Source organism: Flavobacterium sp. WC2509 (genome assembly GCF_052683105.1).
The window spans coordinates 222254-246973 of the sequence record NZ_JBQZFG010000001.1 but is presented as its reverse complement, the minus strand read 5'-3'; the positions used below and the strand labels follow the sequence as shown (position 1 = coordinate 246973).

General features: G+C 33.5%; 24 protein-coding genes and 1 tRNA gene. 13 read left to right on the top strand and 12 right to left on the bottom strand.

Annotated elements, in window-relative coordinates:
• Positions 1–11: 11 nt before the first annotated feature.
• The 5 genes from ACUN3A_RS01000 (at position 12) to ACUN3A_RS00980 (ending at position 3765) form a co-directional block, all read left to right on the top strand.
• Positions 12–1433, top strand: a complete 1422-nt coding sequence (locus ACUN3A_RS01000) for a sensor histidine kinase (RefSeq protein ID WP_445549485.1) — start codon at positions 12–14, stop codon at positions 1431–1433.
• On the top strand, positions 1423–1836 hold the full coding sequence (locus ACUN3A_RS00995; protein WP_445549484.1) for a response regulator: 414 nt from the start codon (positions 1423–1425) through the stop codon (positions 1834–1836). Before ACUN3A_RS01000 ends, ACUN3A_RS00995 begins: the two co-directional genes overlap by 11 nt.
• A gap of 486 nt (positions 1837–2322) precedes the next feature.
• Positions 2323–2532, top strand: coding sequence for a helix-turn-helix domain-containing protein (locus tag ACUN3A_RS00990; RefSeq protein ID WP_445549483.1), 210 nt, complete (start codon positions 2323–2325; stop codon positions 2530–2532).
• A gap of 2 nt (positions 2533–2534) precedes the next feature.
• A complete protein-coding gene (locus ACUN3A_RS00985; protein WP_445549482.1) occupies positions 2535–2849 on the top strand; it encodes a HipA N-terminal domain-containing protein in 315 nt (104 codons plus the stop codon).
• A complete protein-coding gene (locus ACUN3A_RS00980; protein WP_445549481.1) occupies positions 2842–3765 on the top strand; it encodes a HipA domain-containing protein in 924 nt (307 codons plus the stop codon). Before ACUN3A_RS00985 ends, ACUN3A_RS00980 begins: the two co-directional genes overlap by 8 nt.
• Before the next feature lie 365 nt (positions 3766–4130).
• Here the strand turns inward: ACUN3A_RS00980 and ACUN3A_RS00975 are convergent, their stop codons facing one another.
• Together ACUN3A_RS00975 and ACUN3A_RS00970 are read right to left on the bottom strand one after the other, a co-directional pair.
• Positions 4131–6146, bottom strand: a complete 2016-nt coding sequence (locus tag ACUN3A_RS00975) for an OmpA family protein (protein WP_445549480.1) — start codon at positions 6144–6146, stop codon at positions 4131–4133.
• A 78-nt stretch (positions 6147–6224) separates the two neighbouring features.
• Entirely contained in the window at positions 6225–7988 is a 1764-nt protein-coding gene (locus tag ACUN3A_RS00970) for an Ig-like domain-containing protein (protein WP_445549479.1), read from the bottom strand.
• Positions 7989–8039: 51 nt separating this feature from the next.
• Between ACUN3A_RS00970 and ACUN3A_RS00965 the strand changes: the two genes are divergently transcribed.
• Positions 8040–8201 carry a hypothetical protein gene (locus ACUN3A_RS00965; RefSeq protein ID WP_445549478.1) on the top strand — a complete coding sequence of 54 codons (162 nt, stop codon included), beginning with the start codon at positions 8040–8042 and terminating at the stop codon, positions 8199–8201.
• 173 nt (positions 8202–8374) lie between these two features.
• On the opposite strand, the gene ACUN3A_RS00960 is transcribed toward ACUN3A_RS00965, so the two are convergent.
• Genes ACUN3A_RS00960 through ACUN3A_RS00950 form a run of 3 tightly spaced genes read right to left on the bottom strand, consistent with a single transcriptional unit; the run spans position 8375 to position 11768 of the window.
• Positions 8375–9715: an ATP-binding protein gene (locus tag ACUN3A_RS00960; RefSeq protein WP_445549477.1), complete on the bottom strand. Its 1341-nt coding sequence runs from the start codon at positions 9713–9715 to the stop codon at positions 8375–8377.
• 27 nt (positions 9716–9742) lie between these two features.
• Positions 9743–10183, bottom strand: a complete 441-nt coding sequence (locus ACUN3A_RS00955) for a response regulator (RefSeq protein ID WP_445549476.1) — start codon at positions 10181–10183, stop codon at positions 9743–9745.
• A gap of 10 nt (positions 10184–10193) precedes the next feature.
• Positions 10194–11768, bottom strand: coding sequence for a PAS domain-containing sensor histidine kinase (locus ACUN3A_RS00950; RefSeq protein ID WP_445549475.1), 1575 nt, complete (start codon positions 11766–11768; stop codon positions 10194–10196).
• 893 nt (positions 11769–12661) lie between these two features.
• Here ACUN3A_RS00950 and ACUN3A_RS00945 point away from each other — a divergent pair.
• On the top strand, positions 12662–13708 hold the full coding sequence (locus tag ACUN3A_RS00945; RefSeq protein ID WP_445549474.1) for a DUF1852 domain-containing protein: 1047 nt from the start codon (positions 12662–12664) through the stop codon (positions 13706–13708).
• Positions 13709–13740: 32 nt separating this feature from the next.
• Complete coding sequence (locus ACUN3A_RS00940) at positions 13741–14772, top strand: methionine synthase (RefSeq protein ID WP_445549473.1); 1032 nt, start codon at positions 13741–13743, stop codon at positions 14770–14772.
• Between the two features lie 138 nt (positions 14773–14910).
• On the opposite strand, the gene ACUN3A_RS00935 is transcribed toward ACUN3A_RS00940, so the two are convergent.
• The gene (locus ACUN3A_RS00935; protein ID WP_445549472.1) at positions 14911–15903 is read right to left on the bottom strand and encodes a bile acid:sodium symporter family protein; all 993 of its coding nucleotides are present in this window, start codon (positions 15901–15903) and stop codon (positions 14911–14913) included.
• A gap of 163 nt (positions 15904–16066) precedes the next feature.
• Here ACUN3A_RS00935 and ACUN3A_RS00930 point away from each other — a divergent pair, with 163 nt between their 5' ends.
• Positions 16067–16519: an Lrp/AsnC family transcriptional regulator gene (locus tag ACUN3A_RS00930; protein WP_445549471.1), complete on the top strand. Its 453-nt coding sequence runs from the start codon at positions 16067–16069 to the stop codon at positions 16517–16519.
• 213 nt (positions 16520–16732) lie between these two features.
• Here ACUN3A_RS00930 and ACUN3A_RS00925 read toward each other — a convergent pair.
• The 6 genes from ACUN3A_RS00925 to ACUN3A_RS00900 form a co-directional block, all read right to left on the bottom strand.
• A tRNA-Arg gene (locus ACUN3A_RS00925) sits at positions 16733–16806 on the bottom strand.
• Between the two features lie 276 nt (positions 16807–17082).
• Entirely contained in the window at positions 17083–17220 is a 138-nt protein-coding gene (locus ACUN3A_RS00920) for an SsrA-binding protein (RefSeq protein ID WP_445549470.1), read from the bottom strand.
• Positions 17221–17306: 86 nt separating this feature from the next.
• Positions 17307–19178, bottom strand: coding sequence for a M56 family metallopeptidase (locus ACUN3A_RS00915; RefSeq protein WP_445549469.1), 1872 nt, complete (start codon positions 19176–19178; stop codon positions 17307–17309).
• Between the two features lie 6 nt (positions 19179–19184).
• Positions 19185–19544: a BlaI/MecI/CopY family transcriptional regulator gene (locus ACUN3A_RS00910; RefSeq protein ID WP_445549468.1), complete on the bottom strand. Its 360-nt coding sequence runs from the start codon at positions 19542–19544 to the stop codon at positions 19185–19187.
• A gap of 5 nt (positions 19545–19549) precedes the next feature.
• Positions 19550–19942, bottom strand: a complete 393-nt coding sequence (locus ACUN3A_RS00905; protein ID WP_445549467.1) for an ankyrin repeat domain-containing protein — start codon at positions 19940–19942, stop codon at positions 19550–19552.
• A 523-nt stretch (positions 19943–20465) separates the two neighbouring features.
• Complete coding sequence (locus tag ACUN3A_RS00900; RefSeq protein WP_445552800.1) at positions 20466–21683, bottom strand: MDR family MFS transporter; 1218 nt, start codon at positions 21681–21683, stop codon at positions 20466–20468.
• Between the two features lie 146 nt (positions 21684–21829).
• Here ACUN3A_RS00900 and ACUN3A_RS00895 point away from each other — a divergent pair, with 146 nt between their 5' ends.
• From ACUN3A_RS00895 to ACUN3A_RS00880, 4 genes are all read left to right on the top strand, one after another.
• Entirely contained in the window at positions 21830–22432 is a 603-nt protein-coding gene (locus tag ACUN3A_RS00895; protein ID WP_445549466.1) for a DUF1684 domain-containing protein, read from the top strand.
• Positions 22432–23088 (top strand): TatD family hydrolase, encoded by a 657-nt coding sequence (locus ACUN3A_RS00890; protein WP_445549465.1) that lies wholly within the window; start codon positions 22432–22434, stop codon positions 23086–23088. Before ACUN3A_RS00895 ends, ACUN3A_RS00890 begins: the two co-directional genes overlap by 1 nt.
• A 107-nt stretch (positions 23089–23195) precedes the next feature.
• On the top strand, positions 23196–23912 hold the full coding sequence (locus ACUN3A_RS00885; RefSeq protein ID WP_445549464.1) for a tRNA threonylcarbamoyladenosine dehydratase: 717 nt from the start codon (positions 23196–23198) through the stop codon (positions 23910–23912).
• A gap of 94 nt (positions 23913–24006) precedes the next feature.
• Positions 24007–24660 carry an HAD family hydrolase gene (locus tag ACUN3A_RS00880; RefSeq protein WP_445549463.1) on the top strand — a complete coding sequence of 218 codons (654 nt, stop codon included), beginning with the start codon at positions 24007–24009 and terminating at the stop codon, positions 24658–24660.
• Positions 24661–24720 lie beyond the last annotated feature (60 nt).

Here is a 24720-nt window from a genome sequence, read left to right as displayed (position 1 = left end):
CAAGTTGAAATATGCCACAGATATTTTTAAAGAAATTACAGTCTTCAAACTTTTTGAAACTTTTAGTAATTGTATTTCTCTCCTGTGGATTGTTAATCTTTATTAATTTTTTCACGATTAAAACGTTATCGGCATCCAGAGGGTATGTCAATGGAGAATCTCATTATTCAAAAGCGCAAAAGGATGCGGTTCGACATCTTATAATTTACATGTATACCCAGGACAGGAAAGAATGGGAGTTATTCAACAAAGAATTAAAAGTTCCTGAAGGCGATGGTATTGCCCGTGTTGCTCTTTTGAACCATGATGCTGATATTGTTGCCAAAAATGGTTTTAAAGCAGGCCGAATTAAAGAAGAAGATTTTGATGATTTAATCTGGCTGTTTAAAAATTTCAAAAATATTCCGTTTATGGCAAGAGCCATTAAAGAGTGGGAGCAGGCAGACAATCTTATTAAAGAGTTACATCAGTTTGGAAATGATGTCTATCGAAAAGTTGAAGCTTCGAAAATTGATGCTGCTGGCAGAAAAAAAATGCTTCTTGATATTAGTATTCTAAGTGATAAATTAACCATAACAGAACGCAATTTTTCCAATACACTTGGAGATGGAACTCATACTATTAAAGTTTTATTAGTCTGTCTGAATATCGTTTTTATCCTGATTATTATAACAGCTGTCAGTTTTTACTATTCCATAATGGTTAAGAGACTCATTTCTTCGCAAAAGGAAGTGGAGGCCAAAAACGAAAATCTGCTTTTGCTTAATAAGGATCTCGATAAATTTGTTTATAGCGTTTCACATGATTTGAGATCTCCTATTACTTCCCTTAAAGGCTTAATTGGAATAGCAAAATCGGAAGACGATTCAGAACAAATTAATTATTGTTTGGACTTAATGAATCAAAGCCTTGATAAGCAAGATCAATTTATAAGCGACATTATAGATTACTCAAAAAATAAACGATCACAAATACTTCTGGGTCCAGTCAATCTGAGAAAATTATTAGATGATGCAGTCAATCAGCATAATTACATGACGAATGCGGACAAAATTATTATTACCAAAGATTTGTCGATTGATGAAATTCAGAGTGATGGTTTAAGGCTGAAAATTATCTTAAATAATTTACTTTCAAATGCTATAAAATATGTTGATGAAAGCAAAGATGAAATGAGAATAGCTGTCAGAGCTTACAATTCTGGATTATTCCATGTAATCGAAATCGAAGATAATGGGATAGGAATTCCAGAAGAATATAAAGCCAATATTTTTGATATGTTTTTTGTGATTGACAGTAATAAAGGTTCTGGTTTGGGACTTTATATCGTAAAGGAAACTTTAGACAAACTCAATGGAAGCATTTCAGTATTTTCTCAAAGTAATATAGGAACAAAATTCACAGTAAAAATACCCAATTTATATGGAAACTAAATATACTTTTCTGTTAATAGAGGACAATCGAATTGATCAGTTTATTGGAAAAAAAATGCTCGAAAACCTGAATTGTGCCTCCGAAATAAATATATCAAATAATGGTAAGGAGGGACTTGAATGGCTGTGTAGAAACCGAAAAGAAATCAATGAGCCACTCATTATTTTATTAGACATTCAGATGCCAATAATGAATGGAACCCAATTTTTGGTTGAATATGATAAATTAGAAGATGAGCTAAAAAGAAAAACGCAAATTTTCATTCTTTCTTCTTCATTGGATGACGATGAGATCGAACGCCTTAAAAATAATGTTCATGTGACAGAATTTTTAAGTAAGCCGCTTATTTGTAGTGATTTGGAAGGTGTTGTGTTAGGAGGTATAGAACTGAAAATCAAATAATTTTGGTTTATATTGGATTTATTGTTTCCTGTTTTGGTAGGGCTCTTTTTTTATGCCTTCTTTCCTGCAATAAATAGATTGACTTTAAAAGAACGAGATAATACATTAATGATTACTGCAAGAGGAAACATTATTTAGGAACTATATTGAATCGTCCTAAAATAGGTTGACAGATTAATATTAATTTCCCGATTGCATTATGTAGTCGGGATTTTTATTTTTATATACCTGTTCAGGTGTCTGTATAATTATTTCAGGACGGGTCAATTAAGTCTGTTAAGTGATAATCAAGAGAACTAATGATAGAAAATAGAATATATTAATTACCGCTATACCAGTAAAAACTTAAATTATAGCAGTAAATTTCATCAATTTTCTATTATTTATGTTATTTTTACTGTTATATCAGTAAATAATAGGGGTTTTAAATGAAAAAATTATGTCGCATCCTAAATTTGTTTATTTTTACTGCTTAAACGGTAAAATATGGATGATTTCAATTTAGGCCTTTTTATAAAAGAGCATCGTAAGCAAGCAGGATTAACACAATTAGAATTGGCTAATCTGGCAGGAGTAGGAAAGACAACAGTTTTTGATATTGAGAAAAATAAAGAAACGGTTAGTTGGAATAAACTTTTGGGCATATTGAAAGTTTTGAATATTGAAATACAATTTAAAAGTCCAATGCATAAATAGTTATGAGAAAAGCAATAATATTTGTTCATAGTAAAAGGGCAGGGGTGCTGAGTGAAATCAGCACTGGTGGCTATCAATTTACCTATGATGACAATTACGAAGGAGAACCAGTATCATTGGCTATGCCACTAAATAGCAAAAACTATTCATTTGATAAGTTTCCCTCTTTTTTTGAGGGATTATTGCCGGAGGGCATAATGCTTGAAGGACTTTTGAAAATTGGTAAAATAGATAAAAACGATTATTTCTCCCAGCTTATAGCCACTGGAAATGATTTGGTGGGAGCGGTAACGGTAAAAGAATTGAAAGATGAATAGATGCCCAATAACTTATGAATTATGTGGCACTGAAAAATACAGTGAAAAAGGACTTCGTATGATTGCTCCCAAACTTACTGCATTAAAAGATTTGCCATTTACAGCAGCCGAGCAAAGACAAGAGGCCGCCAATCGTGCAAAAAAAATATCTATTCAAGGAGTTCAGCCAAAATTAAGCGCTGCCATTTCAGTTGTAAATCAGCAATTCGACATTGTGGATCAGTTTGGTAATTATATTATCAAACCCCAAAATGATATTTTTCCTGAATTACCCGAAAATGAAGACATAACAATGAAAATGGCTAAAGTGTATGGACTGGAAGTCCCTTTTCATGGATTGGTTTATTCAAAAGATGGAAGTCTTTCTTATTTTATCAAGCGATTTGATAGATACAGTAAAGGGAAAAAATATGCCACAGAAGATTTTGCACAATTAACTGGGAATTCAAGGGATACGAAGTATGATTACACGATGGAAAAATTGATTAGAGTAATGGACGAGTATTGCACTTTTCCTGCTATAGAGAAAGCCGATTTCTTTAAACGAGTTTTATTCTGCTTCATAACAGGTAATGAAGACATGCATCTAAAGAACTTTTCGGTAATTACAAAAGCCGGTAAAACTACTTTGGCTCCAGTTTATGATTTTTTGAATTCCTCCATTTCTATTAAAAATCCGCAAGAGGAGTTGGCGCTATCGCTTAAAGGTAAAAAGAGTAATTTCAAGTCAACGGAATTTATAGATTATTTTGCAAAAGAACGGTTGGAACTTAATGATAAAACCATCAATGCCATTTTATCTGATATGAATAAAAGCCTATCTAAATGGACTGAATTTGTAGAAATCTCTTTTTTATCAGATTCTATGAAAGAAAAGTATCTGAAGTTGATGGACAATAGGATCAGAAGATTTTAATAATTATTCCTGTTTTTAACTCTCATCAGCAGGTGCAACGGTAGACAGCCTTAATTTTTTGTGGCAAAAATGGTATCAACTCCAATAGTAAAATGCCACAATACTGCCATATAAATTTGGAGCACTTTTGAAAATTTTGACAGTCAAAGCAAAAATAAAAAGCCTGCAAATTTTTGAATTTGCAGGCTTTTAAAGATTTTCGAGACATTTTGTGCGTTTTTGTCAACTTTTAAAAGTTGGCTTTAAACTATCCCAGTGGAATCGCCAGGAATCGAACCCGGGTCCAAACAAGCAATTAAAGAACTTTCTTCAGAATAAAATTTTTAAGTTCGTAGAAAAATATTTTCTAATGAATTATCAATTTTTTATTTAGTTGGAATAATGTCAATTATAACGGTACGGTTATAAAAACGTTCCTCAGGAAGTTTATTTTTAAAAGGAGAAGTACTTTCTTCTTCTCCAAAACCATGTACTTCAAAATTTACATCTTTTCTGCCTGAATCAGACAAGGCATTTTCCAATATACTTTTAACTTCATTGGCTCTGTCCAAAGATAAATTCAAATTATAAGATTCTTCACCAATGATATCGGTGTGGCCATGAATGATAACTACACCATCCTTAGGTATTTTTGGAGTAACAACCTCTCTCAAATATTTCTCATATATAGCAATTGTTTTTGATTTATTAAATTCAAAAATTATACTGTATCTAAGTCCTTCTTCAGTTTTTGACGGTGTCCAAAGCACCATGTGAGTAGTAGTTACTTTTTCTTCAATCTTACCATTTTTGGTTGTACCAATCATTTTTACTTTATAATCACCTTCAGAACGAGTACCCATAATGTTTTTACCAGGAATGCTTACTTTTTCTTGAGTATACGGTCCAAAAACTTTTACTAGCCCATCTTGATCAGTAGTTTCCAAAGACCATGAAGAATAGGTTTGGCTCGCACCATTTGCATTAATAGTAATATAACTGTCTATTGGCGCCTCCTGAACAGTAACAAGCTCTAATGGTTTTAGTGGAGCGTCAGGACCGACTTGAAATTCCATCAATAATTCAGGCGAATTACTTTCGATAGAAACCCTGCGATCCCCTTCTCGAAGTAATTCTAATTCTTTTGTCCCGCCAAGTTGTTCAGATGGAATATTAGGCTTTAACTGCCCTTTACTAGTTATTCTTGATGCGTTTATTCCGAATACAGTAACTAAATACGTTTTGATAGATTCCGACATAGCAACACCATCTTCGGATCCTTTTTCGGAAGAACCGACAAGTGTAATAGTAGTTGAAGGATTTTTTATCATTCGACTCCCAAGAATATTGATTACATTGTAATAAACTGTCATTTGTCTCTCAGAACGACCTGATGGATTTACAGTTGCTGTAACTCCTATTTGATCTTCATTGAAATCTTTTACATTCTCTTTTTGCAATAATTTGTAACGACTTGGTATTTTATTTGATCCAAGATCATAAAAAACATAATTTCTTAAAGGAAATACCTCTCTTACATTACGTTCTCCCGCAATATTTTTAGGTGCATTTACAGAAAACTGAACTGGATATTCTGTCACTTCTTGAGTTTCCACTTTACTTCCCTGTCCAAATTTAAGTGCCATACCTACTCTAAGAGTGCTTAAACCCCAAGTCTCGGTTGAACGGGGATGTTGTCCAAAATAAGGCTGAAAATTCACAAATGGTGATAAAAGAAATTGCGTTTTATGTTTTTGTGAGGATAACGGAATGTCAAAACCGGCTCCTACCTGCATAGAAATAAGTGTTTGGTCAATATTATCAAAATCACCGCTTACCTCAGACGTTGCCTCTTGGTTAGGAAAAGCAGGATTCGTTCCCAATGAATATTTAAATGATTTATCCAAATTGAATGCCAAACGAGGACCTCCGTAGATATAAAAATTAGACTTAAAAGGCGCAATACGAATACTTGGCTCTACAGTAATATAACTTAACTTTGTAGATAAATCTGCGGGACAATTGCAAGGACTAGTTTTCTGATCAAAAGAACCTTTTCTGCTGTCATAACCTGCCTGAAACATAAATCCGAACCTTGTATTCGGTTTATAGAATTCAATAAGTGGAGCCAAATAAAGTCCGGCACCTTCTCCATTATGAAAAGTAACTGGAGGCGTCAAACTCGAATTAAGCTGATGTGTTGAACCACGGTAAAAACTATAATTGGTTGCAGCTGCAACACCAAAATACCAAGAAGGTTTTGTGTAATTAACTTCTTGTGCCTGAAGCACAGTTTGGCCGCTTAAGCAGAACAAAGTCAATAGAAAAAGGCTGTTTAAGAGCACTTTTTCTGAAATCCACGTTATGTATAATTCTATTTTAAAATTAATGTTAGTTTTCATTTATGTTTATTTAGTTATTTTTTTTATTGAAAAAAGAATCCCGTCTTAAAACGGGATTTATATTTAGCAATCTTTTATTTATGGTACATTAATGGTTGTATTGACCATGGTGACAGAGGCAATCAAAGATATTGCCCTTCCGTTGAGTACTGTTTGACTTGCATTCCCTGCAGTAGAAAAAGTTACACCCGAGTTAGCAATAATAGTTCCAACCATCGTTCCGCCCCCAGCACTGTTGATCGTAGCCGAACTTCCCACATACCAAAAAACGTTTTTAGCTAATGCGCCGTTTGTCAATATTACACTTTTGGCACCTGTTGGTCCTGCAATTCCAACCGTAAGTCCTGAAGCAGTTTGAAAAATCCAAGTAGCATTTGGGTCACCTTTTGCATCAAGTGTCAGATTACCATTGCTGATTTTGAAAGTACCACTTGCTGATTTATAAACTCCGGGAGCTAATGTCAATCCTCCTAATTCTCCAGCATTCGGATCTGAACCACCTGGTTTTGATGCTGGCGAAATACTTAAATATGCCGCATTTGCATCAAGTAATCCTTGTTGAGCTTTTGCAAATGATGTAGCATTTCCAGGTGCAGGAGGAGCAGAAAATATACCACCTGTCACATTTCCAACATTAAGGGGCGTCTCTGTATAGATTACAAGGCCATCATGAAATCCTGTGATCAGGGTTGAAGCTGCAGTCGTCGCGATACTTCCATTGTTTATTACTGTATTTAACCCTTGGTTTGTTATCCCCGCGTTTCCACCAAAAGCACCAAACATAGCTGCAGTACCAAGATCTATTGTTATTATTGCAGGAGCTGTTAGTATCGTTGTAAATTTCCAAACATAGTCACTCGCCAATGGAGTTCCAGCTGTGTTTTTTGCGACACTTGTAATTGTTGCTGTGTAAACCGTTCCTATTATAAGTGAGTTTGTTGGATTAAACGAGGCTGTTTTACCAGAATAAGAAACTGTCCCTGGAACTGTTGTTGTTCCCTGTTTTAAGGTAAATGTGGTTGCATTGATTGTAGCACCATCCATTAGGGTACTAAAATCAGCGGTAACAGTTTGATTCAATGCGACATTAATAGCATTATTAATCGGATCTGTTACAGTTATTGTTGGTACAATATCTGTCGTAAAATTCCATATATAATCTGCTGCCATTGCAGTATCCAGTGAGTTTTTTGCACCAGTTGTTATAGTTACAGTATAGATTTTATTAGCCAATAAAGGACTTGTCGGAACAAAAGATACTGTTGAACCTGTATAAGAAATGGTTCCTGCTACAAGATTGACTCCTTGATTTACTTTAAAAGTTGCACTGTTTAGTGTAGTTGGATTCATAGGCATGTTGAATGTTGCCGAAATTGTTTTATTAAACGGTACGGCTATAGCATTATTTATAGGGTCTGCAGTAATGATTACAGGTCTCAACAGTGCACCAGTTGAAAATACCCATACATACTCGCTCTGCAAAAAATTACCCATTAAGTCTTTGGCTTTTGTGGTAATCCTAGCTGTATAAGTGGTATTCTCCGCAAGCAAAGCTGTCGGTTTAAATGATGCCGTTCTTCCAGTGTAAGTAACTGTTCCCGTAATAGGGGCGGTTCCTGTCACAATAAACGAAGTTGAAGTAATAGAACTTGGATCCATTTCCTCGTTGAATGTGGCAGTAATGATTTGTCCCAAGGGAACATTTAATGTATTACTCAAAGGAGTTGTAGACTCCACTATGGGACACACACCAACAACTTCTTCAAAATCATCATTCTCGCATCCGGTGATAAATGCAATACACAGTATCGCAAAGGTTAATAGTAAAATTTTAGCTTTCATTTTATTTTTTTTTAAGAATTAGATTATTTTATGTGGCAAAGGTGGTGTTGAATGACACTTAAACATTATACAATTCTGATTGAAAGTTGTATCATTACACTATTAGGTTTTTTAAAGAGATGCGAAGCAGATACTAAAGAGACATTTTTAGAAATTCACATTATGATGTACAATGATTATCGTGACAGAGAAGACAATTTGTTAACGGCTTAATTTTGAGGTAAAGCTGATCAAATAGCATTAAAAAGGGCATAAAAAAAATGCTAAAACCGAAAGTTTCAACATTTTTTTTAAGAGTTATTCTTACTTAACAATTTACAAATCATTTTAATACATGATTTGAAGAAATTGGCATTGATTGATAAACTTTGCAGAATGAGTAGATGTTATTTCACATCCTGCATTTCAAACGGATTGAGATGTTTATTATTTATCTCAATGGAATTTTGTCTTTTGAATTTTGAATCTTCACTTTTTTTGCTCAAACTTTCAACAATGGGGATATATATATTAAAGGTAACTCCCATATTTAAATTCCCATCAGCAACAATAATTCCATTATGATTTTCGACGATTTTTTTGACTATAGCTAAACCAATTCCTGTTCCTAAATAATCCTCGCTGTGATGCAGTCTTTGAAATATAACGAAAATATTTTGGTTATACTGGGCTTCAAAACCAATTCCATTGTCTTTGAAGGTAAGGTTCCAATAATCATATATTTTCGAGCTGTCTGGCAACTCAAGAAGCCTGAACTCTTCATTTTTAAGAATAGTAGATTGTATTGCAATTTGCGGTGCGATATCAGGATTAGAAAATTTTAGCGAATTGCTAATCAAATTATAGATAAGTTGTCGAAATTGGAAACTTATTATATTGACAGGAGTCAATCCATTTATTTTAAAAACAGCTTTTTTTTTCTGAATTATATCTGTAAGTTCTGATTTTACATCTTCAATAATATTGGTTAAGTCACTTATCTCATAGTGATGATCCGTAGTACTGACTCTTGAAAAGTCCATAAGATCTTCAATCAGCTGCCTCATTCTAGTTGCTGCGACATTTATGCGTTCCAAATAATTTTTCCCATCTTCAGTCATATTTTTCATTTCTTTTTCCATCATAATTGAAATGAAAATCTGAATTTTTCGAAGAGGTTCCTGAAGATCATGGCTTGAGATAAAATTGAATGCAAGCAATTCCTTATTTGCATTAATTAATTGAATAGCCCTTTTTTCTTTTTCGGCATTTTGAAATTCCAATTCCTGATTAGCAATCAGTAATGCCTGAGTCTGTATTTTTAGTTTCTGAAGAAGATTTTCTTTCTCAATTAGTTCCTCAGCTTCTTTCAGAGCACGAGTTATCTTTTGTAGTAATGATGAAAAGTTGTTTTTAGAAACATAATCTGTTACGCCTTCTTTTATAAGCATTACAGCATTTTCCTCTCCAATTGTACCAGAAATTATTATAAAAGGTATAGCAAGATTTCTATCTTTTACTATTTTAAAAGCAGAAACAGCGTCAAATGAAGGCAATGAATAGTCTGATAATATAATATCCGGAGAAAAGGTGTCCAGCGATTCTTCAAAAATTTTTCTTGATTCAACTATTTTTGAGACAAATGATAATCCGGATTTTGTCAAATGCCGAACTATGAGGTCCGCATCCGAAGTATTGTCTTCTAATAGCAATACTTTTAAATCTTTTTTTATGCTATATGAAATCATAGTTCTTAGATTAAATAACCATTTGCTTTATAGGGCAGGCTGGCTGAGTATCATCCAGTACATTCCCATTTCTTTTATGGCATTAAAAAAATTATTGCTATCTACAGGTTTCACTATATAGCTGTTGGCACCCAGACTGTAGCATGTTGCTATATCAGGATCTTCTTGTGAAGAGGTTAGTATAACCACAGGAATTGATTTTAGTTCAGCATCACTTTTGACTTTTTCAAGAACCTGTATACCAGACATTTTTGGCATTTTTAAATCCAATAGAAAAAGTTTTGGATATGATTTTGGATTTCTGCTTGAATAAATTCCCCTGCAGTATATAAAATCGAGCGCTTCAGCTCCATCTTTTACGTGTAAAAGCTTGTTTGTAAAACCGCTTTTGTTTAATGCGCGGATTGTCAGCATAGCATCTTCCATACTGTCTTCTGCAAATAAAATTTCAATATCGTCGTAGTTCATCTTTTTATTTTTAATGTTTAATATCCGGCAGGCTAAAGTGAAATTTTGCACCTGCATCTAATTTTGATTCTGCCCACACTGTTCCAGAGTGTCGGTTTACTATTTTTTGTACAATTGCCAGGCCGATTCCTGTTCCTGAAAATTCGTCCTGGGAATGCAGGCGTTGAAATACGCCAAACAATTTATCATAGTAAGCCATGTCGAAACCTGCTCCCCAATCTTTTATGCTATATATTATTTTGTCATTTTTGGCGACGGAACTTATCTTAATTCGGGTTTCTGGTTTATACTTTGAGTATTTAATTGCATTGGAAATTAAATTGATCCAGACTTGTTTAATGAGTGAAGAATCTCCATTTGAAGGGGCAAGTTCATCGAGTTCAAATATGGGTGTATTTTCGTCTTTTTCAATTGCTATATCATTTATTACTGATCGCACTAGTGCTGTCATATTTATATTGGTTGATGATACTTGCTTACGTCCCAATTTGCTAAAGGCCAGTAAGTCATCAATCAATACTCCCATTTTATTTGAATTTTTTATAATGGAGTGAAGTATATTTTTCCCATCGTTGTCGATTGCATCAATATGGTCTTCAATAAGAATTTGTGTATAGCCATTGATGGCACGTATCGGCGCTCGAAGATCATGTGAAACGGAATAAGAAAATGATTCTAATTCTTCTTGTGCTTTCTTGAGCTCATCGTTTGCCAGCGTTAGCTCTTTGGATCGTTTTTCCTGATAAGCAAGTTCCCGATTAGTAACAATCAATTCGGCGGCACGTTTCTCTTTCTCAACTTTTCTTTTTTCTTTGAGGATATTTTCGGCTGCCAGTTTTTTATTTGCAATAATCAATTCAGCTGCACGTTTTTCTTTTTCTTTACTCTGTATTGCAAGTTCTTTATTGGCAATAATTAATTCCTTCGCTCTTTGTTCCTTTTGTTCATTCTGAAATTTCAATTCTTTATTGGCAATCACCAATTCGGAAGCCCGTTTTTCCTTTTCTTGTGCCTGAACTGCCAGCTGCAAAAATTGGGTCTTTGCAAGAGTAATATCTGTGGCTATTTTTAAGATTTTATAAGGGTGGCCTAAAATGTCCAAAATTGGATTGTAACTACCTAAAAGCCATATTAATTCCCCTTTCTTACTAACCCGCATGAATTCATCTTTTTGATAAATTCCTTTTTTTAAACTGTTCCAGAATAATTGATACGCTTTAGATTCTGAATAAGCAGGATTAACTAAAAGACGATGATGTTTTCCTAACAAATCGGCTTCATTATAGCCCATGATTTCCAGAAAATTTTTATTGACGCTCAGGATATTACCGTCAAGATCAAACTCTATTGATGCGTTTGACGTATCAATAGCATTTACATGGTTGTTTAGCTGTTGTTCTTTTGCTTTTAGCTGTTCCTGAAGATTTTGAATTTCTTCGATTAGTTTTTTATTATTTTGAAAAGAGATTTTATCATTAACTGCAATATGTTCTGCTGTTTTTTGATCATTTTCTTTTCCATAAAAAGAGATTTGATCGGAAGAAAGGATTATTTCCTTATTGTCATTTTTTTCTTTGATGTTCATATAAAACGAAGTTATATTTAGAAAAATAATGGCAGTAATTTGCTGGAAAAGCACCTATATTTTAGTAATTATTAGAACGATTACCTAAATTGATTGAATAATTAGGATTTTGAACGAATATAGTGAAATTAAATGATTAAACAGTTACTTACTATTTGTTTTTGTGCAAAGATGTCGTGTGGGTTGTAGTTTGTGTTTTTAATAATAAAAATAAAACCCTAGTTTTTGCTAGGGTTTATAGAGGTTTTAAACCTTGAAGAGTGACCTCAACAGGACAAATTTCTATACATTTTATGCAGGATTCAAAAAGATTGGCCTATTATATGTAGGGGCTGTTTTTGAATGGCACGAACAATTTTGTTTGGATGTCCTGTTGGGGATTGATATAATTTCATATCTAATTTTTAATATGAGAGAGCAGGATTCGAACTTTTAGCTTGAAACTACTGTCAATGCCGCTTTTATTTATGTCTTAAACCTCCGTGCATCGATTCTGCACCAAATTCAAATTTTTACTATTTCAATACTAAATCATGCGCAAAATTTAAAATACTAACGAATTAACAGGTAGTAGTAGTATTCTTTTTTTGTATTACAAATACATTAAAAATAATGAATATTTCTGATTAAGAAATTAAAAGCTGTGGTGTATAGTCGCAAAAAAGGTTTCAACTCCACATCTTTTTGGAGTACTCTATACAATTTCAAATCAATCATATCTAAGTTCTCTAAAGAATAATTATCTGTTTTTTTTATTATTATATTTTCAAAAAGATTAATTGTCTTTAAAAATATATTTAAAAAGAATAATTATCTGATTTTTAGTCTAATTAAAAATAATTCATCTTTTATTTTCAAATTTGCAAGGTAAAAAAACTAAATATTGTTATCGAATGAAAGCAGACATACAAGAAGATTTTAGATTAAGCGAAAAGGCAGCTATTGAAAACACGCAGAATACAATCAAAAATGATTTTGCATTTACATTAGAGAGTATTTATTTCAATGAAAACTATATTCCATCCAATAGTACACGTACAACAACCAACTTTGCTAATTTGGCAAGAGGAGTGAGTCGTCAGGAAAACTTACGCAATACGATTACTATGATCAACAATCGTTTTAATACGTTGGCGAACTGGGATAATCCTAATAACGATCGCTACTCGGTTGAATTAGAAATTGTTTCTGTTTGTATAGATATTGATGGCAGTGGTAAAGCATTCCCAGCAATTGAGATATTAAAAACGCTTATTATCGATCATAAAACAGGTGAACGCATTGAAGGCATTGTTGGAAATAATTTTTCTTCTTACGTACGCGATTATGATTTTAGTATATTGCTTTCGGAGCATAACAAGGATAAAAACAACTTTAGCATTCCTGATAATTTTGGGGAATTACACGGCAATTTATTTAAGTATTTTGTAAATTCAGAAACGTACAAAAAAAACTTTATCAAACCACCCGTTATCTGTTTGAGTGTATCAGATAGTAAAACGTATCAGCGTACAGGGAACCATCACCCGATATTAGGTTTTGAATACGAAACCAACGATTCTTCTTTAACAGAGCAATACTTCAAAAAAATGGGTTTGCAGGTTCGTTGCTTCATGCCACATAACAGCGTTGCACCTTTGACGTTTTATTTCTTTGGAGACTTACTAACTGATTATACAAACCTTGAATTAATCAGTACCATTAGTACAATGGAAACGTTCCAAAAGATTTATAGACCTGAGATTTATAATGCCAATTCTGTCGCACCAGTTTGCTATAAGCCTAGTTTGAAAAATCAAGACCATTCTTTAACAAAAATTGTATACAACCGAGAAGAGCGGTCTCAGTTAGCAATTGAGCAAGGTAAATTTGCAGAAGAGCACTTCATTACCCCTCACAAAATTATATTAGAACAGTGGTCTGCCAATTTCGCTCTTTAATTAATACAACAACACATTAAAATTATTTTACTATGAAAAAATTATTATTACCCACCTCAATTGTTGGAAGTTTACCAAAACCTGCTTGGCTTGCACCACCTGAAAAGCTTTGGTCACCTTGGAAATTAGAAGGAGATCAATTATTTGAAGGGAAACAAGATGCTTTGCGCATTTCTTTGCACGAACAACAATTGGCAGGGGTTGATATAATTAGTGATGGTGAGCAAACACGTCAACATTTTGTAACGACTTTTATCGAGCATTTAAGCGGTGTAGATTTTGAGAATCGTAAAATTGTAAAAATTCGTGACCGTTATGATGCGAGTGTTCCTGTTGTTGTAGATGAAGTTGCACGTCGAAAATCAGTTTTTGTTGATGATGCTAAATTTTTACGTAAACAGACTAATAAGCCTATAAAATGGGCATTGCCTGGTCCGATGACAATGGTAGATACCTTATACGATGACCATTACAAAAGCCGCGAAAAATTAGCTTGGGAATTTGCAAAAGCGCTCAATGAAGAAGCAAGAGAACTTCAAGATGCTGGGGTAGATATTATCCAGTTTGATGAACCTGCATTTAATGTATTTTTTAACGAAGTAAACGATTGGGGAATGGCAGTATTGGAAAAAGCCATTGAAGGTTTAAAGTGCGAAACTGCTATACATATTTGTTATGGCTATGGAATAAAAGCTAATAATGATTGGAAAAAGACATTGGGTTCAGAGTGGCGTCAATACGAAGAAATTTTTCCGAAAATTCAAAAATCTAAGATTGATATTGTGTCATTAGAATGTCATAACTCAAATGTTCCTTATAATTTAATGGAACTTGTTCGTGGTAAAAAAGTAATGGTCGGTGCAATTGATGTGGCAACTAATACTATTGAAACACCCGAAGAAGTAGCTGCTACCTTACGTAAAGCTCTTGAGTTTGTAAATATCGAAAATTTGTACCCTTCTACAAACTGTGGTATGGCTCCGTTATCTCGAGATGTAGCCAGAGGTAAGTTAAGTGCTTTAAGCGCAGGAGCAGAAATTATACGCAAAGAATTGGCTATTTAGTTCAATGTATTAATTAGAAAATGGGGTGTTTTTTAGACTCCCTCTGTCCGTAGAGTTTACGAAGTGACTCTACGGACTAACAAATAAATCTAGAAACTCCGCCTTGGTTGCTCCTTCAAACCAGGTCATAAACAAAAATTATACTCCTTTTCGTCGAGCCATACTCTGAGCGATGATGCTGGCGGCAATCAATTGCAAGGCATGGTAGAGCATGAGTGGCAACAATAGGATGCCGGCGATGGTACTGTGCTGAAAAAGCACTTTTGACATGACGGTGCCATGTACCAATGACTTTTTAGATCCGCAAAATAAGACAGTAATGCGATCTTCATCTGAAAAACCAAGCAAGCGACTGAGTAGTCCCACACAAAGGAATACGGCAAAAAACAAAACCATCATCCCTGTGGCCAATCCGGCAAGTTCAAGTGCAGTGAAGCCTTCGAAAAGATGTTCAGAGAATGACTTACAAAACGACGTATAAATGATGGTAAGGATGACTGCCTGATCGAAATATTTGAGCTGTTTCTTATATTTTTCAGCAATAGCGCCAAAACGGGAGTTGAGGCTGATGCCAATGATGACAGGCAACAAGACTTGAAGAACCAACTTTATGACGATGTCAGTGATATCAAAATTGCCTGTTGCAGAAGCTATGAACAATCCAACCCAGAGCGGCGTAACGACTACTCCAATCAAACTGGAAATGCTCGCATTGAAAATGGCTGCGGGAATATTGCCCTTGGCGATAGAAACCATGACCACAGAAGAGGAAACGGTGGATGGTAAAGCAGCCAGGAAAAATACACCCAACCAAAGCAACTCGTAGCCGGCGTTGATGAACAAGGGACGAAATGCCAAAACGATAAGCGGAAAAAACAAAAAGGTTGTCAATTGCACCACAATATGCATTTTCCAGTTAGCAAGCCCGGATTTTAGTTTCTCAACGCTCAGTCTCAAGCCATAAAACAAGAAAATAAACGATACGCCTACATTGGCAATGTCCTCCAGCGAAACTGGTTCTTTAATCATGCCTGGCTGCGGCAAAAAATAAGCCAGCAGAATCATGGTGGCTATCATTAATAGGAAACCGTCGAAACCTACTTTATTTAATACTTCTAATAACTTCTTCAATGTGTTCTTAATTTTTTAGATTTTTATACTGCAAAAATAAGTTTTACAAGTCATTAAATCTTCGACTTAATTAAAATAAGGTTTTTGTATTGTTTTTTGTTACATTTGAAGATTATTATTCTTTCTTGTAAATTAATTCAACCTTTTTTAAGTAAAATATTCTATGGAGCAGATAGACGATATTGATCTTCAGTTACTAAATATACTTCACGATAATTCTAAATACACGGTAAAAGAACTAGCAAAGATGGTAAATCTTTCGGCATCGCCAGTTTTTGAGCGAATTAAAAGATTGGAAAATAGTGGTTATATTAAGAAATATATAGCACTCCTTGATGCAGAAAAATTAAACAGGGGATTCATTGTTTTCTGTAATATCAAACTTAAACAGCACGATCGTAATATTGGGAATCAGTTTGTTAGTGATATTATGAAAATAGAAGAAGTTGTGGAATGTTACAATATCTCAGGTGATTACGATTTTTTAATGAAAGTTTCTGTCAAAGATATGAAGCATTATCAGGATTTTGTTTTTAATAAATTGGGATCAGTTGAAAGCATAGGGAGTACCCAAAGTTCCTTTGTTATGTCGGAGATAAAAAATATGTATGGATAGTTCCGCGATGGTTTATTTATTTAAAATTGTCAAAATTTTTTTATCATTTGTATAAAATTTTCCTAAACTAAGAGCTTGATTTCGTCAAGGTCCTCGGTTGGTGCGAGCTTCTAGCTCGTAAACGCTTACGTTGAAAGTGATAATGCATTAATATACTAAACAGTAAAGAAAAAGCATAAAAAAATCCCATTTCGTTAGAAATGGGATTTTTTGTGACCTTGACTGGATTCAAACCAGTAACCTCTTGAGCCGTAATCAAGTGCGCTATTCAGTTGCGCCACAAGGCCATTTTGCTTACTTATTCAATGTTTTCAACGATGTGCATTGAACGTGTTTGCGGGTGCAAATATAGGAATAAATATGTATTCTGCAAGTATGTATTTAGATAAAAAATGAAAAAAATGTGTTTAAAAAAATATTCGGTTGATATTCAATACTTTTCAAATGAATAAATTTTAGTTAAAACGATTACTTCGTTATTAATAGATGTAAAAGCGAGGCAAGAATGCTTAGAAATATTGATTTATAGGGTAAAGTAAAAAGCATAACACAAGATACCATGATCAAAGCGCTCTTGAAGTCACATAATAGCGGTAGCCAATAATAGCCAACTGCCATTTTTTGGCTTTGGATATATCTAATCCTTGTTTAGTAAAACTTGGTAAAAGAAGTTTGTTGATTCGGGCAAGAATTTTAAACATAACTGTATATTTTTTTCAAAGGTATAAAAAAAGACGGTCTTGATGAGGAACCGTCTTTTTTGGTTTTTAAGTAACCGAATTATTTTTTATCTTTTTTTATCTGCTAAATATTTTTCTAATTCTTTTTCGTAAACTTTCATTTTTTCTTCGAAAGCTTCCATCTGTTTGTTAAATGGTTCCATTTGTTTGTCAAATTCTTCCATTTGTTTGTCGAAGGCTTCCATTTGCGGTTCGATTTTTTTCATTTTGGTGTCAAACTCTTCCATTTGTTTTTCAAATTCTTTCCAAGCTTTTTGATCCCCATGAATAGGATCTCCTTTTGGAGCTTTAGGAGCTTTTGGCATTGCAGGAGGAACAGGATGTTTAAATTTTATAGTAGGAGCTGTCGGAGGTGCTGGTGGAACAGGAGCATTTTTGTCATGACTAATAGTTAAGCCATTGTTTTTAACAATTCGAATAGTATTTGTGCCATTATTGGTGTTAACATCTATTCTGTTTATAGCACTTGGATCTGTTATTTCAAATGAACTTTTGCCTCTGACAATAAATTCTTCTTCAGAAGTATTGTCAGATTTTTTTTTAGTGGTAATTCGAACTTCATTTATATCCGAATTTTTGATGACATCTATTCTTTCAATTGCTTCAGGGTCTAATTTTTCCATTTGAGCTTTATCGGCTTTTTCGTCGTTAATGATGATTTTTGTATCATCAGAAATGTTGTTTACTTGAGAGGTAAGATTATTACATATGACTATTTTTTTGTCTTTATGATTAGATTTATTGTTCTCGGCAAAGTCAATTTTTAGCTTCCCATTTTCATCTTTGGAAATGATTATTGCAAAAGCCTTTATCGGATCAGAACTTTTTACTATTTTATTAATTTCCTTTCCTTTTTTTATTTCGACCGCAATAGCAGTAAGTTCATCATTGGCATTTCTTTTTATTTTGGAAAAATTTACAGTAACGCCATAGTTTTTGCTAATTGTTTCGGCTTTCTCTTTTAAATCTGCTTCAGTAGTGTTTTTGTCAATTTTATAAACTTCATCTTCTTTCAAAGCTAATTTTATATTTTTTGTTTTTTGGATCTGTTGTTTCTCCTTTGCAATAACTTCCATTTGGAATAAAAATACAAAAGCGACTAATACTGGAACAACCAAAGCATACTTCCAGGAGTTCCTTTTTTTTGATTGATTTTTGTTTAACATAACGATTCGTTTTTTGATTAATGATTGATAAAAATGATTGGTAAGCACAACACAATTTTCGTGTGTTGTAATTTTTAAAAGCGTGAGCTGATACGTTTTTTTGTCCGATATGTTTTTGGTGGCTTCGCTGTCGGCGATGAATTCCAGGTTTTGTAAAATGGCTTTTTTATATAGCCAAATAAAAGGATTAAACCAAAATAGTATACAAAAGAATCGGGTGATTAATACGTCTATTGTATGGTATTGTTTGCTATGCACTTTTTCATGTTCCAGAATGCTTTCCATTTCTAATTCGCTATACAATGATGAGTTGTAAACGATAGTGTTGAAATAGGAAAACGGAGCGATGTTTTCTTGTAGGTCAATAAATTTGTGGTCGGCTTGCTGATGAGTTGGTCTCCCTTTTAAAACACGATTAAGATGATAAAAGTCAAATACAAATTGCATTACAAACAATGCTATTCCTATGATATAAGTGGATACCAAAACAAGATACCAATCGATTTCGAAAGTTTCCTCATGTACTGGTGATACAGGCATTTTTGACCAATCATAATTGGTTGGTGTTGGCTCTACCCAAACAATGGTGGTAAAAACTATCCAGGGCAAAATTACAGATGTTAGCAAACCTGCTAAAAGAAACCAACGATTTGCCGTGAAAAAGGTTTCTTTTCGCAGTAGAAAATAATAGGCAATATAAAACATTCCTATCAAGCCACTTGATTTTGCAATATATATGAATAGTGTTTCCATAATTGATTATTTTTTTTGTTCGATCATTGCAAGGATTTCGCGTAATTCTTCAGCTGAAATTTTCTCTTCTTTAGCAAAAGAGGAAACCATATTTTTATAAGAGCTATTAAAATAATTATCAATAGCGGTACTCATAAATCCTTTTCGGTACTCTTCAATAGTTACAATTGGATAGTATTGATGGGTGTTCCCAAAAGCATTGTGACTTACATATCCTTTTTCTTCAAGATTGCGTACAATTGTAGATAAGGTATTGTAATGCGGCTGATCTTCGGTGATTTCGGCCATGACTTCTTTTACGAATGCTTTTTTGAGCTTCCATAAAATGTGCATGATTTCTTCTTCTTTGTTGGTGAGTTTTTGCATGTGTATTATTTTTTGTTACTACATTTTTTTAAAACTAGAATTGCTTCTGCTGCATTCGAAATTTCTGCATATTTTAATGCAGTAAATCCATTTTCATCTTTTTCATCCTTACGTGCTCCTTTTGATAATAAAAAGGTAATGATTTCTACTTTATTGTAGCGGGCTGCAATCATTAACGGACTCATCCCGTTTGAATATTCGTTTACATTTGCGCCGTATTCAATAAATTTTTTTACGGTTTGCAAATCTCCTTTAAAAACAGCCTTTGCTAAAGGTGTTATTGTTTCATTAAACCCAACTTCATATGAAGCATTTGAATAGGTATGTACATTTGATGCAATTACAACATTTGATGTAGTAATTAAAGCAATTCCTAAGATTAAAACTGATTTTTTCATGATTGATTGATTGATTGATTGATTGATTGATTGATTGATTGATTGATTGATTGATTGATTGATTGATTGATTGATTGATTGATTGATTGATTGATTGATTGATTGATTGATTGATTGATTGATTGATTGATTGATTGATTGATTGATTGATTGATTGATTCTTAGTACATAACAAACGTACAACTATATTTTTAGTTTACAAACTAAAAATATAGTTATTTAACTAAAAATTTAGTTTTTAGTTGGTTTTACTGCATTTTTTGAATAGGTTGGAGACTAGTAATGAGGTTTTTGAGAGTAATATATTTTGATCTGTGACAATTTTAACTTGTAAATTTTCAGGTTTGAATGGGTTGAGTATTAAAAGTTGTTTTATGCACAATAGGTGTAGTTTACCGCGTGAGGGATAGAAATAAGCTACCAAAGTAGCATGGATAGCCCGACAGCATCCTGATAAAAGGGCGTATAACCGCAAAGTGAAATAGCCCTTTTATCAGGATGGTGGCACGCCCGTATGAATCTTTTATTCTTGAGAGTTGTGTATCATTTTATTGAGCCAAATTCCACAAAATAAAGCTACCATGGCTAGACTTCCCATGATAAACCAATTGGCTTGATAATTATAATGTGCAATGATTTCCAGACCCGTTTTGGAACTCGTAATATGTGCCAGACTGAAACTCATGGTATATAGTCCCATATATTGTCCTTCCTGTCCTTTTGGAGCTCTGCTGAGCGCAATAGCGTTGGTAAATGGGAAGGCAAAAATTTCTCCAAAAGTAAGTAATACGATGCTAAGTACTAGAATAAATGCCCAGGAATCCAGTAGCAAAATGTAATATCCTGCTGCTATGCATAAAGAACCATAACTGATGATTTTGACTTTATTTACTTTTTTTCGTTCCAGCATACTAACGATAGGCATTTCTAAAAGGAAAACCAATAGTCCGTTGAGAGAAAGCAGCATTCCAGTTTGGAATTCGCTTAGTCCAAATTTTTCGTTATGATACAATGGTATAGTAGTAAATATTTGGAAAAAGACCATAACAGTAACAAAACTAATAAAAAGCAATAACCAAAAAGGGGAGTCCTTGAAGATGGATTTTTTGGCAGGTTTGATTAGCGTTTCATCAATTGGTGCAGGGATTCCCTTTTTCTCTTTAACAAAATATGCAAATATCAGAATTGCGATGATGCAGGAACTTCCGTCTACCCAAAATAATCCTTGATATCCCATTCCCAGAATAATCAATCCGCCAAGTGATGGTCCTGCTGCAAAACCTAGATTTACCGCTAGTCGAACTAATGATAAGGCACGAATTCTGTTTTCGGGTTTGGCATATACACTCAGAGATACAAACATTGCTGGACGAAACATATCGGAAATGGCCATAATAATAAACATTCCAAAACATAATCCCCAAAAGGTTGTAATGTATTGCAGCATAAAAAGCAGTATTCCGCTGGTAAAAAGACTGAATATCATTATTTTATAAAACCCAATTTTGTCACTTAATCTACCTCCAATCCAAGAGCCTAACATGGATCCTAAACCAAAAGAGACCATAATCCATCCCACTTCGCCGTAGGTGAAATGTAAATTTTCTTTTAAGTATTTTGATAAAAAAGGCAAAACCATGGTGCCTGCTCTATTGATAAAAGTCACTAAAGCAAGTATCCAAATTTCTCGTCTGAATCCTTTAAAATTGTTGATATAGCGTCCGAGAGCAGTTTTGAGCATGAGGAGTAATTGAATTTTCAAAGATATAATTTTAACAATTAGACTCCAAATTGTTATAGGATTGATTTTTCATTGAAAAATTTTAAATAGAAGCAGTTTTGTGTCCTTGATAACTTTAAACTATTTTTGCATAAAAATTTAACTTTATGAAAGTTATAACGACTTTGATTGTATTGACACTTTTTAATTTTGGTTTTGGTCAAAAGAAATTTGATAGGACAGTTGTCGAAAAATTTCAAAAAGATCTTAATACTGAATATGCAGATGCAAAGACAAGCCCTTTGGCAGCTGAGGATTTGGCAAAATTCAAGTCATTAGATTTTTATCCCATAAATGAAAAAGCTTTTGTGGTGGCTCAATTCACAAGGACAGCCAAAGAAAAGCCATTTGGAATGAAAACTTCAACAGCTCGAAAACCGATGTATGTAAAATATGGAGAGGTTCGTTTTCAGCTGGAAGGAAAAGAGTTTAATTTGAACGTATATCGCAATATTGAATTTTCAAAAATAGAAGAGTACAAGAACGATTTGTTTTTACCTTTTTCGGATTTGACTTCAGGTAAGGAAAGTTATATTGGAGGGAAATACATTGATTTGAAAATTCCAACTGGCAATACCATTGCTATCGATTTTAATTTATCATATAATCCGTATTGTGCTTATAATCATAAATATTCGTGTCCAAGAGTACCTTTGGAAAATGATTTGGCGATTGCAATCAAAGCCGGTGTTAAGAAATTTCACGACTAATGGAGTTTTTTAATTTACATACGCACCAATTTACGAATCAGGAAACGGTTTTGGAATTAGTAAATCAATATCCGAAAGAGTTTGATGCTTCGATTTCGTTTTATTCGATTGGCATTCATCCTTGGTATATTGATGAGCAAAGACTTGAAACTGATTTACAAATCATAGAAAGTAAATTGCAAGAACCGAATTGTCTCGCTCTAGGCGAATGTGGGTTGGATAAACGCATTGAGATTCCGCTAGCTTTACAACAAACGGTTTTTGAGAAGCAGTTGTTATTGGCTCAAAAATATAACAAACCCGTTGTAATTCATTGTGTAGCGGCGTTTCAGGAGGTAATTACACTTAAAAAACAATTAAAAATAACGGTGCCAATGCTTATTCACGGTTTTTCGAAAAATCAACAAGTAGCAAAGGAACTTATCGATAACGGTTTTTACCTTTCGTTTGGAAAATACCTATTGCGAAATCCTGAATTGGAAGCTGTTTTTTTAGCGGTTCCTAATGATAGTTTTTTTCTTGAAACCGATACAGTTGAAGAGGGAATCGAAGCTGTATATGATTTAGCTTCACGTTATAAAAAGTGGAGTATGGATGAATTGAAGCAACAAATAAACAGTAATTTTACAACAGTTTTTAGAGGTATAAATGATTGAGTTATCGGTTTAAGAGTGAGAATTTTAACGATTAAACCAAAACAAGAACGATTAAACCTTTAAACAATTACACTATAAAACTTTTAAAAAAAATTAAACAAAGAATTATGGCAGATTGGACAGAAAGAGCCGAATTATTATTTAAAAAAGAAGGATTACAAAATTTACAAAATGCTCATGTAATGGTGGTTGGGCTAGGAGGAGTTGGTTCTTTTGCGGCTGAATTTTTGGCTAGAGCAGGAGTGGGAACGATGACAATTGTAGATGGAGATGTTGTGGATATTACCAATATTAACAGACAATTACCAGCTCTGCATTCTACGGTTGGACAACCTAAAGTGGATGTTGTAGGGGATCGTTTGATGGATATCAATCCAGAATTGAATTTGATACGAGTGAAAGAATTTCTTTCTCCAGACCGTGCTTATGAAATTGTTACCAATGAATATGATTATGTTTTAGATTGTATTGACAGTGTTACTCCTAAATTGAATTTGATTATGTCGGCCAAAAGAAAAAGAGTCCGAATCATAAGCAGTATGGGAGCTGGAGGTAAAATGGATGCTTCTAAAGTAAAAGTTACTGATATCTCTAAAACAATCAATTGCTATTTCGCAAAAACTATCAGAAAGCGTTTGAAAAAAGAGAAAATCAATAAAGTGAAAGTGGTTTTTTCATCTGAAATTCAAGATGAATCAAGTTTACGCATGACAGATGGCTCGAACTTCAAAAAATCATTTTATGGTACAAACAGCTATATGCCAGGATTATTTGGATTGTATGCTGCCGAAACAGTGATTAGATTTTTAATTAAGAAGGAGTAAGGGGGTAATCGTTTAAACCAAATTCAAAACTAAAAAATATAAACAAGACGTCTTAGTCTCTTAGGAACTCAGCATCTTAGAATCTAAAAAAAAAATGATCAAAACAGTAATTTTTGATATGGATGGTGTAATTGTCGATACTGAACTGGTACATCGTTATTCTTATTATAAACAATTTGGAGAGCTTAACATTGAAGTTCCAGAGGATATGTATACTTCTTTTACAGGATTATCCACCCGCAATACTTTTCAGATATTGAAAGATTATTTTAAGTTGGAACAGGAAGTTGAAGATTTGATTCTGAGAAAAAGAGCGATTTTTAATGAAGCTTTTGATAGTAAAGAAGATTTAACATTGTTGGATGGAGTAGAAAATTTGATTAAAGATTTTTATCAAAATGGGATGCAGTTAATTGTAGCTTCATCGGCTTCAAAAGTGACAATAAACAGAGTTTTTACCCGTTTTAATTTGCATCAATATTTTACACACATTGTAAGTGGAGAAGATTTTCCAAAATCAAAACCACATCCTGCTATTTTCTTACACGCTGCTTCTTTATCGATTGCTCCAAAAGAAAATTGCATTGTGATTGAAGATAGTACCAATGGAGTCAAAGCGGCAAAAGCGGCAGATATTTTTTGTGTGGGCTATAATAGCTTTCATTCAAAAGATCAAGACCTATCATCAGCTGATATTGTAGTCAATCATTTTAATGAATTGAATTTTGAAATAGTATCACAATATTAAGTATTGTTTTAGCCTATAAATTAAAGATATATTTAATTTCAACGCAGTAATACATACTTT